Here is a 13,528-nt window from a genome sequence, read left to right as displayed (position 1 = left end):
GTGATTCACGATGATCCATGATGTTTCACGTGAAACACCCTCCCTGAACCGAAGGGCATGTTTCACGTGAAACCAATCGATCCGCGTCTGCTGCGCTACGCCCGTGCCACCCGCCTCTTCCTGGTGGCTGTCGTCGGTCTCGGTGCCGTGGGTGCAGGGCTGGTCATCGCCCAGGCGATGCTCATCGCCGAAGTGGTGGTCGGCGCCTTCCAGCACGGCCACTCGGTCTCCGAACTCCGTACTCCCCTGCTGCTGTTGGCGGCCGTCGCCGTCGGCAGGGCGCTGGTCTCCTGGCTCACCGAGCTCGCCGTGCACCGGGCGAGCGCGGCGGTCAAGTCCGAGCTGCGGGGGCGGCTCCTGGACCGGGCGGTGACGCTCGGTCCGGGCTGGCTGAGCGGACAGCGGACCGGGTCGCTGGTCACCCTCGCCACTCGCGGCGTCGACGCCCTCGATGACTACTTCTCGCGCTATCTGCCGCAGTTGGGGCTCGCGGTGGTCGTGCCCGTCGCGGTGCTGGCGCGGATCGTCACGGAGGACTGGGTCTCCGCGGCGATCATCGTCGGGACCCTGCCGCTCATCCCGCTCTTCATGGTGCTGATCGGATGGGCCACGCAGTCCCGGACGGACCGTCAGTGGCGGCTGCTGTCACGGCTGTCCGGCCACTTTCTGGACGTGGTCGCCGGGCTTCCCACGCTGAAGGTGTTCGGCCGGGCCAAGGCACAGGCCGAGTCGATCCGCCGGATCACCGGTGAGTACCGGCAGGCGACCATGCGGACCCTGCGGATCGCCTTCCTCTCCTCCTTCGCGCTGGAACTGCTGGCCACGCTGTCGGTGGCGCTGGTCGCCGTGACCATCGGTATGCGGCTGGTGCACGGCGACATGGACCTGTACATCGGGCTGGTCATCCTGGTGCTGGCGCCCGAGGCGTATCTGCCGTTGCGCCAGGTGGGCGCCCAGTTCCACGCGGCGGCGGAGGGGCTCGCGGCGGCGGAGGAGATCTTCGCGGTGCTGGAGACGCCGATACCGGTGTCCGAGGCCGGTGAGGTGCCTGCTGCCGCCTCTCTGGCCTTTGAAGGGGTCACGGTCCGCTACCCCGGTCGCACGGCGGACGCGGTCACCGATGTCTCGCTCACCGTCGAACCCGGGGAGACCGTCGCGCTGGTCGGCCCCAGCGGGGCGGGCAAGTCGACGCTGCTGAACGTGTTGTTGGGGTTCGTACGGCCGACGGAGGGCCGGGTGCGGATCGGGGGAGCCGATCTCGCCGACGTCGACCTGGAGCAGTGGCGGTCGCGGATCGCGTGGGTGCCGCAGCGGCCGCACCTGTACGCCGGGACGATCGCCGAGAACGTACGGCTGGCCCGTCCCGACGCGGACGACAACGCCGTGCGGGGGGCGTTGCGGGACGCCGGGGCGCTGGAGTTCGTGGACGCGTTGCCCGAGGGTGCCGGGACCGTGCTCGGCGAGGACGGCGCCGGGTTGTCCGCCGGGCAGCGGCAGCGGCTGGCGCTGGCACGGGCGTTCCTTGCCGACCGGCCCGTGCTGTTGCTGGACGAGCCGACGGCTGCGTTGGACGGGGCGACCGAGGCGGAGGTCGTCGCGGCGGTACGGAGGCTCTCCGAGGGGCGGACCGTGTTGCTGGTGGTGCACCGGCCGGCGTTGCTCTCGGCGGCGGACCGGGTGGTACGGCTTTCCGACGGCGAGGCCACCAGCGGGCTCCGCCCCCTGGACCCCCAGAACCTTCGCCCAGCCACCACCCGACTCGGTCAATTGGAAGGCGAGGTGGCTGGTCGGCTCGGTGGGGTGGCGCATGGGGCTGTGGGGGCTGGAGGCGTGCGTCGTCGGAGTGTGCTCGGTCGGGTCCGTGCTGCCTCCGGACCTCGGCGCGGGCGGCTGCTGCTCGCTCTTCTGCTCGGGGCTCTCGCGCTCGGCAGTGCCGTCGGTCTGATGGCCACCTCCGGGTGGTTGATCTCGCGGGCCTCGCAGGAGCCGCCGGTGCTGTATCTGATGGTGGCCGTTACGGCTACGCGGGCCTTCGGGATCGGGCGAGCGGTTTTCCGGTACGGCGAGCGGCTGGTGTCGCACGATGCCGTGCTGCGGATGCTGGCCGATACCCGGGTCGCCGTGTACCGGCGGCTTGAGCGGCTCGCCCCTGCCGGGCTCCGGGCGGTCAGGCGGGGCGATCTGCTCAGCCGGCTGGTCGCCGATGTGGACACCCTGCAGGACTACTGGCTGCGCTGGCTGCTGCCCGTCGGGGCCGCGGTGGCCGTCTCCGCGGGGTCCGTGGGGTTCACGGCGTGGTTGCTGCCCGAGGCCGGAGCCGCGCTCGCGGTGGGGCTGCTGGCGGCCGGAGTCGGCGTTCCGCTGGTGACCTCCGCCGTGGCCCGGCGCGCCGAGCACCGGCTGGCGCCCGCCCGCGGGCTGCTGGCGACCCGGGTGACCGACCTGCTCACCGGCACCGCCGAGCTGACAGTCGCCGGCGCGCTGCCCGCCCGCACGGAAGAAGCCCGGCAGGCTGACGGCACGCTCACCCGGATCGCCTCGCGGAGCGCCACGGCCACCGCGCTCGGCGACGGGCTGACCGCGCTGCTGACCGGCCTGACCGTCGCGGCCGCCGCGCTGCTGGGTGCTCAGGGGGTTGCCGACGGCCGGCTGAGCGGGGTGGCGATGGCGGTCGTCGTCCTCACGCCGCTGGCCGCCTTCGAGGCCGTGCTGGGGCTGCCCCTCGCCGTACGGCACCGCCAGCGGGTGCGCAGGAGCGCCGAACGCATCTACGAGGTGCTGGACGCCCCCGAGCCCGTGGGCGAGCCGGAGCGGCCGCGCCAGGCGCCCGCGACGCCCTTCCCCGTCGTACTGAAGGGCCTGACGGCTCGGTACGCGGGTCAGGAGCGGGATGCGCTCGCCGGGCTCGATCTCACCCTCCACGAAGGGCGCCGGGTTGCCGTGGTCGGTGCCTCGGGGTCCGGGAAGACGACGCTCGCCCAGGTCCTGCTGCGGTTCCTCGACCCGGAGGCGGGCTCCTACACGCTCGCCGGTGTGGACGCGTACGCCATGGACAGCGACGACGTACGGCGCCTCGTCGGGCTGTGCGCCCAGGACGCGCACCTCTTCGACAGTTCCGTGCGCGAGAACCTGCTGCTCGCCCGGAAGGACGCCATCGAGGAGGACCTGAGGGACGCGCTGGGCCGGGCCCGGCTGCTCGACTGGGCGGACGGGCTGCCCGAGGGCCTCGACACGCTCGTGGGCGAGCATGGGGCCCGGCTGTCCGGTGGGCAGCGGCAGCGGCTGGCGCTCGCCCGGGCGCTGCTCGCGGACTTCCCGGTGCTCGTCCTGGACGAGCCCGCCGAGCATCTGGACCTGCCCACGGCGGACGCGCTCACGGCGGACCTGCTGGCCGCGACCGAGGGGCGTACGACCCTCCTGATCACGCACCGGCTGGCGGGGCTCGATGCCGTGGACGAGGTGATCGTGCTCGACGGGGGCCGGGTGGTGCAGCGCGGGCCCTACACGGAGCTGGCGGCCGTGGCCGGGCCGCTGCGGGAGATGGCGGAGCGCGAGGCGGCGGTGGAGTCGCTGGTGGGAGCTCCCTAGTCCGAAGGCGGTCCGTCGGCCCACTCGGCTCCTGAGCTCGCCGCGCCGGCCGCCCTCTGGGAGCTTCAGATACGGGCGGCCAGCATCTGCTCGATCACGACCGCCACGCCGTCCTCGTTGTTGGCGACCGTGCGGCCGGAGGCGGCGGCGATGACGTCGGGGTGGGCGTTGCCCATCGCGTACGACCGCCCGGCCCAGGTCAGCATCTCGACGTCGTTGGGCATGTCACCGAAGGCCACGACCTCCTCGGGCGAGATTCCGCGCTCGGCACACTCCAGGGCGAGCGTGCTGGCCTTGGAGACGCCCGGCCCGCTGATCTCCAGCAGGGCGCTGGGGCTGGACCGGGTGACGGTGGCCCGGTCGCCGATGGCGAGGCGGGCGAGGGTGAGGAAGGCGTCGGGGTCGAGGTCGTAGTGGTAGGCGAGGATCTTGAGCACGGGCTCACCGGTGCTCGGACCGCCGACCGCGAGGATCTCCTCGGCTGACAGCAGATGGTCCGGTGTCTCCATGTGCAGCTTGGGATAGGCCGGCTCCTGGTGGAAGCCGTACGTCTGCTCGACCGCGTACACCGTGCCGGGCGCGGCGTCGCGCAGCAGCCGTACGGCGTCCAGCGCGTTGTCCCGGGCCAGTTCGCGCACCTTCACGAAGCGGTGGGCGCCGGGGCCGCCGTGCAGGTCGACCACGGCGGCGCCGTTGCCGCAGATCGCCAGGCCGTGGCCGTGCACATGGTCGCTGACGACGTCCATCCAGCGGGCCGGCCGGCCGGTGACGAAGAAGACCTCGATGCCCGCCTCCTCGGCGGCGGCCAGCGCGGCGACCGTCCTCGGGGAGACCGACTTGTCGTCCCGCAGCAGGGTGCCGTCGAGATCGGTGGCGATCAGCCGGGGCGGGGTCGCGAAGGCAGGGGTCTCGGGCTGTCGGGTCGCTGAGGTCACCGCGCCATTCTCGCGCATATGCCCGCACGGCAGTGCGGCACGGTGCACAGATGAGACACAGACGACTCCGCAGCGTCCTGGAAGCCGCGCCCCGGCCGCCGGCGCGGACCGGCGCTCAGCCCAGCTGGGCCGGCGCCTCCATGGCGATCTGCTCGAAGACCTTCTGCTCGGCCGCGAAGTCCGAGTCGGGGATGGGCCAGTGGATCACCAGCTCGGTGAAGCCCAGCTCCTGGTGGCGGCCGGCGAAGTCCACGAAGGCGTCCAGGGACTCCAGCGGGCGGCCGCGGTCCGGGGTGAACCCGGTGAGCAGGACCTTGTCCAGTTCCGTCGCGTCCCGGCCGATCGCCGCGCAGGCCTCGCCGAGCTTCCCCAGCTGACCGCGCAGCGCCTCGACCGACTGCTCGGGAGTGCCGTTCTCGTACAGCTTCGGGTCGCCGGTGGTCACCCACGCCTGGCCGTACCGCGCGGCGAGCTTGAGCCCGCGCGGGCCGGTGGCCGCGACCGCGAAGGGCAGCCGGGGCCGCTGCACACAGCCCGGGATGTCGCGCGCCTCGTGGGCCGAGTAGAACGCGCCCTCGTACGTCACGGAGTCCTCGGTGAGCAGCCGGTCGAGCAACGGCACGAACTCGGCGAACCGGTCCGCACGCTCGCGCGGGGCCCACGGCTCCTGGCCCAGCGCGGTGGCGTCGAAGCCGTTGCCGCCCGCGCCGATGCCGAGGGTGACGCGGCCGCCGGAGATGTCGTCGAGCGAGATCAGCTCCTTGGCGAGGGGCACCGGATGCCGGAAGTTCGGCGAGGTGACGAGCGTGCCCAGGCGCAGCCGGTCGGTGACGGACGCGGCGGCGGTCAGCGTCGGGATCGCACCGAACCACGGGCCGTCCCGGAAGCTGCGCCAGGACAGGTGGTCGTAGGTGTACGCGGTGTGGAAGCCCAGCTCCTCGGCCCGCGTCCAGGCGGAACGGCCGCCCTCGCTCCAGCGGCGGTACGGCAGGATCACGGTGCTCAGGCGCAGACTCATGCGTCCGAGACTAAGGGGACGCGCCGACGACGGACGAAACGGTCACCGTATGCGGCTGCTCAGCCACGGCGTGAGCAGGCCGACGGTGAGGTACTCCTTGTGCGTCCGGTCCCCGGGCAGCGGCACGAGCAGCCAGGCCGCGGGCGGGAAGCGGCGGGACCGGACGTGGGCCAGGCCGCCGAAGACGGAGCGCAGGAACGCGGGGACGTCGTCGCGCGGGACGTCGTGGCACTCGACGCCCTCGACGATGATCAGCGCGTCGTCGTCCGGGTAGAGCCGCACGCTCACCCGGGGCAGCCCGCCGAACTCGGCGTACGCCTCGTGCGGCAGCGAACCGTCCGGGTCGAGCGTGACGCCGAAGCCCGCCGCGCTGCGGCGCGAGGTCCGGTCGGCGCCGATGTCGTGCGTCACCTCGATCTCGTGGCCGTACTCCGCGGCGATCGCGCGGAGCGCCGTGACGGCCGCCTCGGTGGTCGGAAGGTGCTCCGGGTACTTCGGGTCCCTTAAATGGTCCATACCACTCATGATGCCGGGTCAGTGCGGATCCGGGAAGCGCAGGTAGTCCGGCGGTACGGACTGTGTCAGCCACACGCCGTTCGCGCTGATGTGGAAGACATGGCCGTCCCGGTGCATCGCGCCCGCGTCGACCGACAGCACGACCGGGCGGCCGCGCCGGGCACCGACCCGGGTGGCGGTCTCGCGGTCGGCCGACAGATGCACGTCGTGCCTGTTCATAGGGCGGAGGCCCTCGGTCCGGATCGCGTCCAGGTTCCGGGCGGCGGTGCCGTGGTAGAGATACGACGGCGGGGTCGCCGGGGGCAGTCCGAGCTCGACGTCGATGCTGTGCCCCTGACTGGCACGGATTTGGGTGCCTTCGATCGCGAACCGCTGCTTGTCGTTGGCGGCGACGACGTGGTCCAGCTCCTCGCGGGTGACGGGGAAGCCGTGCGCCGCTGCCGCCGCGAGCAGGGTGTCGATCTCCACCCAGCCGGCCTGGTCGAGGGTGAGGCCGATGCGTTCGGGCTGGTGGCGCAGGTGTTTCGAGAGGTACTTCGACACCTTTACGGTGCGCCGCTCGTCCCACCCTCCTTCTTTGTGTCTCACGTTCATGCCACCAGGGTGCCGGGAGAGACGCGGATCACGCAGATATTTTTTGCCGGAGGTTTGATCCACAAGCAAGTGCGGTTATCCACAGGGGAATTGGGCGCACTGTGGACAACTGCTGGGCGATTCACGGTGTTTCGTCAAGATCGTTAACAGGGTGGTGATGTGAGGTCAGAGCGTCCAAGCGGCGGGCCCGAGCCTCACGTTCGGCGGCCAGGGCGATGAACTCGGCGGTGTGGTCCGGGCCAACAAGGCCTTGTACGGCCTGAATCGTCTCGGCGGGCAGGGACACGGTACGCGTCTCCGCGCGGGTCTTGGGCCGCTCCCCCGCCCCGAGCTGCCTGCGCACCTCCCGGGTCGCGAACAGACGCATGGCGCGGGCAAGTTCGGCGTCCACGGTCTGCTGGGCGAGCGGGCGCAGGCGCCGTACGAGCGAGGCCGCCTCGGCCGCTTTCGCGTCGGTGCGGTGGTCGGGGTCGTCGAGGTAGCGGGCGAAGACGTGCTCGGTGGTGAACTCCAGGAATCTGGCCGCTATGTGCTCCACCTGGACCCTCAACTCCCGCAGATGATCGGAGATCGCGGCGATCGGAACCCCGGCCGCGTGCAACTCGGCGGCCACGGTGAGTTCTTGGGGACTCGGGACCAGGAAGGAGTCGGGGTCGCCGTCCACGGGCTCCAGCACGCCGAGTTCCACGGCCTCGGCCACGGCCGTGTCGTCGGGGGTGCCGCCGAAGCGGGCGTCGAGGTCGGCGCGGGAGAGCCGGGCCGGTTCCTCGTCGGTCCAGGGGCCCTCGGCCTCGGTGACGAGACCGAGGACACCGGCGAGGCCGCGGCCGGTGTCCCAGGCGTCGAGGAGCTCCTTGATGGAGGCGAGGGTGTAGCCGCGGGCGAGGAGGTCGGCGATCTGGTGGAGGCGGGTGAGGTGGATGCCGGAGTAGAGATTGGCTCGGCCTTGGCGTTCCGGGCGGGGGAGGAGGCCCTTGTCCTGGTAGGCGCGGATGGTGCGGACAGAGGTCTGGGAGAGGTGGGCCAAGTCCTCGATGCGGTAGGCGTTGTGGGGTGGGGGGTCGGTCATGTGCGCGCTCCTTGGCTGGTGCGGGCGGGGTGGGGCGGGGGGTTTCGCTTGCCGGCGCTTGCAGGGTGCCGCTGCGCCCACCCGTGCCGCCCCAGCGGCACGACTGCCCGCGGCGATAGCGCCCCTCTAGGGGCGCGGGGAACTGCGCGACCAGCCCCCACGCGCCCGCAGCCGTACGACGTCCAGGCTTACGCCCTCACAACCTCGGCTCCACTCTCGCGATGCGCCGCAAAACCCCCGGCGCCACCCGCGAAAGCCACCGCGCCCCCCTCGCCTCCGGCGTGACCGGCACCACCGCCCTGTTCCGCTCCACCGCCTCCAGGATCGCCGAAGCCACCTTCTCCGGCGGGTAGTTCCGCATCCCGTACAGCCGCGCGGAGCGCTGCTGCCTCCGGCGCTGCTCCTCCTCGTCGACCCCCGTGAAGCGGGCCGTCGACGTGATGTTCGTGTTGATGAAGCCGGGGCAGATCGCGGTCACGCCGACGCGCTGGGCGGCGAGTTCGGCGCGCAGGCACTCGGACAGCATCAGGACCGCCGCCTTGGACGTGCTGTACGCCGGCAGTGCCCGCGAGGGCTGGTACGCCGCGGCCGATGCGACGTTCACGATGTGACCGCCCTGGCCCCGCTCCGCCATCCGCGCCCCGAAGAGCCGGCAACCGTGGATCACGCCCCAGAGGTTGACGTCCAGGACCCGCCGCCAGTCCTCCGCCGTCGTCGTGAAGAACGAGCCCGACAGGCCGATGCCCGCGTTGTTGACCAGCACGTCCACGACGCCGTACGCACGGTGGACCTTCTCCGCGAGCTTCTCCATCGCCTGCTCGTCGGAGACGTCGGCCGTCTCCGCCCACGCGTCCGCCGCGCCGACCAGCCGGGACAGTTCGGCGGTGCGGGCCGCGGCCTCCCCGTCCCGGTCCACGGCCACCACGCGCGCGCCCGCCTCCGCGAACGCGAACGCCGTCGCCCGTCCGATACCGCTGCCCGCACCCGTGACCAGGACCAACTGGCCGCCGAACCGCTGGGCATGGCGGTCGGCGGGCTTCGGCTCCGCGCTCCGGCCGTCCTCCACCGACATCACGAACTCCTCGATCCAGGCCGCCACTTGGTCCGGCCGGGTGCGCGGGATCCAGTGCTTGTCGGGCAGGGTGCGCCGGGTCAGCCGCGGAGCCCAGCGCTCCAGGTCGTCGTAGAGCCGCTCGGAGAGGAACGCGTCCCCCAGGGGCGTGATGAGCTGCACGGGCGCGTGCGCGTACGCGTCCTCGCGCGGGTGGCGCAGCCGGGACCGTACGTTGTCGCGGTACAGCCAGGCGCCGTGTGCCGCGTCGGAGGGGAGGGAGGCCGTCGGGTAGTCGCCGGACGGGAGCTTCTCGACCCGCCGGAGGATCTTCGGCCACTGCTTGCCGAGGGGGCCGCGCCAGGCCAGTTCGGGGACGACCGGCGTGTGCAGCAGGTACACGTACCAGGACTTGGCGCCCTGGCCGAGGAGCTGGCCGACCCTGCGGGGTGTCGGGCGCTTCACGCGCGCGTTGATCCAGTGGCCGAAGTGGTCCAGGGACGGTCCGGACATCGACGTGAAGGAGGCGATACGGCCCTCCGTGCGCCCCACCGTCGCGAACTCCCAGGACTGCACCGAGCCCCAGTCGTGGCCGACCAGGTGCACCGGGCGGTCCGGGCTGACCTCGTCGATCACCGCCAGGAAGTCGTCCGTGAGTTTGGCGAGGGTGAAGCCGCCGCGCAGCGGCTGCGGCGCGGTCGAGCGGCCGTGGCCCCGGACGTCGTACAGCACGACGTGGAAGCGGCCGGCGAGGCGGCTCGCGACCTCGGACCAGACCTCCTTGGTGTCCGGGTAGCCGTGGACGAGGACGACCGTCGGCTGTGCCGGGTCCCCCAGTTCCGCCACGCACAGGTCGATGCCGCCGGTCCGCACCCGGCGCTCGCGAGCGCCCTGCAGTGCCGTCACTTGTCCTCCGCCCAGCGCCGCACGTGCGGCAGATCGTCGTCCAGCCAGAAGGCGCTCTGCTCGGGGTCCCGGGAGTCGGCGACCACGAGGATCTCCTCGAACTTGGCTCCCGTGCCCCGGAAGCCGAGGTGCGGTTCGACCGCCCACAGGCCCGGCCGGGGCGGGTGGTCGGAGAAGCGGTACGGCGACCACAGAGGCGACCAGCCCTCGCGGTGGCCGTGCAGCGCGTCGGCGGCGAGGCCCTTCAGGGACTGGGTGCCGAACCCGAACACATGCGGTGACCATTGGCGCTGCTTCACCCGGTCCACCTTGTGCGCGATCACGCCGAACGGGTACGCGCGGTGCCGGTTGGCGTAGCCCTGGCGGACCATCAGGCGGTCCACGTCCTCGTAGATCTCGCGCAGCGGGCGCCGTTCGCGCACCTCGCGCAGGATCAGCTCGCGGTGTGCCTCCAGGCCGGCCATCAGGCGGTCCTGGAGCGGATTGACGCCGAGGGAGCCGGAGTAGCCGATGTCCGCCGTGAACCCCTCGTACACCGGGGCCAGGTCCAGGATGAACGGCATCCCGGGCTCGAGCCGGCGGTCGGTCGGGAAGAACTGCAGCGGTATCCGGAAGTTCGCGAAGGCCGTGCGGTCGCCGAACCAGGCGAAGGGGAGGTGGAACCAGTCCCGCACTCCCCTCTCGCGCAGCCACGCGCGCTGCATCCGGGCCGCCTCGCGCTCGGTGATCCCCGGCTCCAGCCGGGCCGCGACCGCCTCGGCGCACTCGTATGCGAGCCGCTGCACCCGCCGGAAACCCTGGAGCTCCGTGGCGCGTTCTTCCTTCGATGCCACTGCCGTCGTCATCCGCCCCGTCCCCGTCCCCGTCGACTGCGGTACGTGCCCGTAACTTGGCACTGGTGAATGTGACAGTTGTTAGAGGCGGCGTCAATAGGCGGGACAGGGCCTGTGGATAACTCTGTGTAGCTCTCAAGCAGGGGATCCCCTAGGGCTCCGTAATACTCGAGAGTGATGCGAAGACGGCTCTCGGGTCTGACGACCGGCCGTGGTCCAGGTCACTACCTTCGACGATGTGACTGTGATCGCGACCGAAAGCCTGAGCAAGCGGTTCCCCCGGGTGACCGCGCTCGACCGGCTGTCCGTGGACATCGGACCCGGTGTGACCGGACTCGTCGGAGCCAACGGCGCCGGCAAGTCCACCCTGATCAAGATCCTGCTGGGTCTGTCCCCCGCGACCGAGGGCCGCGCCGAAGTGCTCGGCCTCGACGTCGCGACCAAGGGCGCCGCCATCCGCGAGCGCGTGGGCTACATGCCGGAGCACGACTGCCTGCCGCCCGACGTCTCGGCCACCGAGTTCGTCGTGCACATGGCCCGCATGTCCGGCCTGCCGCCCACCGCCGCCCGCGAGCGCACCGCCGACACCCTGCGCCACGTCGGCCTGTACGAGGAGCGGTACCGCCCCATCGGCGGCTACTCGACCGGCATGAAGCAGCGCGTGAAGCTCGCCCAGGCCCTGGTGCACGACCCGCAGCTGGTCTTCCTCGACGAGCCGACCAACGGCCTCGACCCGGTCGGCCGCGACGACATGCTCGGCCTGATCCGCCGTATCCACACGGACTTCGGCATCTCGGTCCTGGTCACCTCGCACCTGCTCGGCGAACTGGAGCGCACCTGCGACCACGTGGTCGTCGTCGACGGCGGCAAGCTGCTGCGCTCCAGTTCCACCACGGACTTCACGCAGAGCACGACCACCCTCGCGCTCGAGGTCACCGACAGCGACGCGCACCCCGACGGCACCCGCGCGGTGCGCGACGCGCTCCACGCGCGCGGGGTGGAGACGGACAACGAGGGCGGCGGCCTGCCCGGCGCCGGCCACATCCTGCTGCTGACCGCCCAGGGCGAGGAGACGTACGACCTCGTCCGTGACGTCGTCGCCGACCTCGGCCTCGGCCTGGTGCGCATGGAGCAGCGCCGGCACCACATCTCCGAGGTGTTCACCACCAGCGACGAGCAGCGGAAGGAGGCGGCCGTCCATGGCGGTTGAGCAGCCCCTGGCCACCCCCGCGGGTGACCAGTCCCGAATCCACGACATCGGCTACCGCGGCTACGACGGCCCGCGCCTGGGCCGCGCCTACGCCCGCCGCTCCCTGTACTCGCAGACCCTGCGCGGCTCCTACGGCCTCGGCCGCTCGGTGAAGTCCAAGGTGCTGCCGATGCTGCTGTTCGCGGTGATGTGCGTGCCGGCGGCCATCATGGTGGCCGTCGCCGTCGCCACCAAGGCGCACGACCTGCCGGTGTCCTACACGCGGTACGCGATCATCATGCAGGCCGTCATCAGCCTGTACGTCGCCTCGCAGGCGCCCCAGGCCGTCTCCCGCGACCTGCGCTTCAAGACCATCCCGCTGTACTTCTCGCGGCCCATCGAGACCGCCGACTACGTCCAGGCCAAGTTCGCCGCCCTGGCCTCGGCGATGTTCGTCCTCACCGGCGCCCCGCTGGTCGTGCTGTACGTGGGCGCCCTGCTCGCCAAGATGGACTTCGCCCACCAGAGCAAGGGGTTCGGCCAGGGACTGGTCTCGGTGGCCCTGCTGTCCCTGCTGTTCGCCGGCATCGGCCTGGTCATCGCGTCGGTCACCCCGCGCCGCGGCTTCGGCATCGCCGCCGTGATCGCCGTACTGATCATCTCCTACGGCGCGGTCTCCACCCTCCAGGCCATCGCCGACGGGCGGGGCAGCACCGGCGCCATCCCGTGGATCGGCCTGTTCTCGCCGGTCACCCTGATCGGCGGCCTGAGCAGCTCCCTCCTCGGCGGCACCAACACCTTCCCGGGCGACGGCGGACCCTCCCACGCCCAGGGCGCGGTGTACCTGCTCGTCGTCCTCGGCCTCATCGCCGCGTGCTACGGCCTCCTGCTGCGCCGCTACAAGAAGGTGGGACTGTGACCACGCTCTCCATCGACCACGTCTCCCGCTGGTTCGGCAACGTGGTCGCCGTCAACGACATCACCATGACCATCGGCCCCGGAGTCACCGGTCTCCTCGGCCCGAACGGCGCCGGGAAGTCCACCCTCATCAACATGATGGGCGGCTTCCTCGCCCCCTCCACCGGCACGGTCACCCTCGACGGGCAGCCGACCTGGCGCAACGAGGCCATCTACAAGCACATCGGCATCGTCCCCGAGCGCGAGGCGATGTACGACTTCCTCACCGGCCGCGAATTCGTCGTCGCCAACGCCGAGTTGCACGGCCTCGGCGCCAAGGCGGCCCAGAAGGCCCTGGCCACGGTCGAGATGGAGTACGCGCAGGACCGCAAGATCTCGACGTACTCCAAGGGCATGCGCCAGCGCGTGAAGATGGCGTCCGCCCTGGTCCACGAGCCGTCCCTGCTCCTCCTCGACGAGCCCTTCAACGGCATGGACCCGCGCCAGCGCATGCAGCTGATGGACCTGCTGCGGAAGATGGGCGACGAGGGCCGCACGGTGCTCTTCTCCTCCCACATCCTCGAAGAGGTCGAGCAACTCGCCTGGCACATCGAGGTCGTGGTCGCCGGACGGCACGCGGCCAGCGGCGACTTCCGCAAGATCCGCCGTCTGATGACCGACCGCCCGCACCGCTATCTGGTCCGCTCCAGCGACGACCGCGCGCTCGCGGCGGCCCTCATCGCCGACCCCTCCACCTCGGGCATCGAAGTGGACGTCACGGAGGGCGCGTTGCGCATCCAGGCCGTCGACTTCGGCCGCTTCACCGCCCTGCTGCCGAAGGTCGCCCGCGACCACGGCATCCGGCTGCTCACGGTCTCGCCGTCCGACGAGTCCCTCGAATCCGTGTTCTCGTACCTGGTCGCGGCGTAGGA

At 71.7% G+C, this 13,528-nt stretch carries 11 protein-coding genes; 4 read left to right on the top strand and 7 right to left on the bottom strand.

What is annotated here, in order from left to right:
- The first annotated feature begins 66 nt into the window (after nucleotides 1–66).
- Complete coding sequence (gene cydD / locus AB0D85_RS39110) at nucleotides 67–3,588, top strand: thiol reductant ABC exporter subunit CydD (RefSeq protein WP_362331361.1); 3,522 nt, start codon at nucleotides 67–69, stop codon at nucleotides 3,586–3,588.
- A gap of 65 nt (nucleotides 3,589–3,653) precedes the next feature.
- Here the strand turns inward: cydD and AB0D85_RS39105 are convergent, their stop codons facing one another.
- The 7 genes from AB0D85_RS39105 to AB0D85_RS39075 all read right to left on the bottom strand — a co-directional run bounded on the left by AB0D85_RS39105 (nucleotide 3,654) and on the right by AB0D85_RS39075 (nucleotide 10,522).
- A complete protein-coding gene (locus AB0D85_RS39105; protein ID WP_362331358.1) occupies nucleotides 3,654–4,541 on the bottom strand; it encodes a Cof-type HAD-IIB family hydrolase in 888 nt (295 codons plus the stop codon).
- Nucleotides 4,542–4,638: 97 nt separating this feature from the next.
- Nucleotides 4,639–5,541, bottom strand: a complete 903-nt coding sequence (locus tag AB0D85_RS39100) for an LLM class flavin-dependent oxidoreductase (RefSeq protein ID WP_362331355.1) — start codon at nucleotides 5,539–5,541, stop codon at nucleotides 4,639–4,641.
- A gap of 42 nt (nucleotides 5,542–5,583) precedes the next feature.
- Nucleotides 5,584–6,057 carry a hypothetical protein gene (locus AB0D85_RS39095; RefSeq protein WP_362331353.1) on the bottom strand — a complete coding sequence of 158 codons (474 nt, stop codon included), beginning with the start codon at nucleotides 6,055–6,057 and terminating at the stop codon, nucleotides 5,584–5,586.
- Between the two features lie 18 nt (nucleotides 6,058–6,075).
- Nucleotides 6,076–6,651, bottom strand: coding sequence for an RNA 2'-phosphotransferase (locus AB0D85_RS39090; RefSeq protein WP_362331351.1), 576 nt, complete (start codon nucleotides 6,649–6,651; stop codon nucleotides 6,076–6,078).
- A gap of 121 nt (nucleotides 6,652–6,772) precedes the next feature.
- On the bottom strand, nucleotides 6,773–7,720 hold the full coding sequence (locus AB0D85_RS39085; RefSeq protein WP_362331348.1) for a MerR family transcriptional regulator: 948 nt from the start codon (nucleotides 7,718–7,720) through the stop codon (nucleotides 6,773–6,775).
- Between the two features lie 196 nt (nucleotides 7,721–7,916).
- Nucleotides 7,917–9,677, bottom strand: coding sequence for an SDR family oxidoreductase (locus tag AB0D85_RS39080; RefSeq protein WP_362331345.1), 1,761 nt, complete (start codon nucleotides 9,675–9,677; stop codon nucleotides 7,917–7,919).
- On the bottom strand, nucleotides 9,674–10,522 hold the full coding sequence (locus AB0D85_RS39075; protein ID WP_362331342.1) for a M24 family metallopeptidase: 849 nt from the start codon (nucleotides 10,520–10,522) through the stop codon (nucleotides 9,674–9,676). The genes AB0D85_RS39080 and AB0D85_RS39075 overlap by 4 nt, the downstream gene beginning before the upstream one ends.
- Before the next feature lie 232 nt (nucleotides 10,523–10,754).
- On the opposite strand from AB0D85_RS39075, the gene AB0D85_RS39070 reads away from it, so the two are divergent.
- From AB0D85_RS39070 to AB0D85_RS39060, 3 genes are read left to right on the top strand one after another with little or no spacing between them, the layout of a single operon-like run.
- Nucleotides 10,755–11,720, top strand: coding sequence for an ABC transporter ATP-binding protein (locus tag AB0D85_RS39070; protein WP_362331339.1), 966 nt, complete (start codon nucleotides 10,755–10,757; stop codon nucleotides 11,718–11,720).
- On the top strand, nucleotides 11,710–12,618 hold the full coding sequence (locus AB0D85_RS39065) for an ABC transporter permease subunit (protein ID WP_362331336.1): 909 nt from the start codon (nucleotides 11,710–11,712) through the stop codon (nucleotides 12,616–12,618). The genes AB0D85_RS39070 and AB0D85_RS39065 overlap by 11 nt, the downstream gene beginning before the upstream one ends.
- On the top strand, nucleotides 12,615–13,526 hold the full coding sequence (locus tag AB0D85_RS39060; RefSeq protein WP_362331333.1) for an ABC transporter ATP-binding protein: 912 nt from the start codon (nucleotides 12,615–12,617) through the stop codon (nucleotides 13,524–13,526). The genes AB0D85_RS39065 and AB0D85_RS39060 overlap by 4 nt, the downstream gene beginning before the upstream one ends.
- Nucleotides 13,527–13,528 lie beyond the last annotated feature (2 nt).

It is taken from the genome of Streptomyces sp. NPDC048277 (assembly GCF_040652235.1).
Taxonomy (GTDB): domain Bacteria; phylum Actinomycetota; class Actinomycetes; order Streptomycetales; family Streptomycetaceae; genus Streptomyces.
Note: the sequence above shows the minus strand (reverse complement) of the source record. Positions and strands in the feature narration are given on the sequence as shown.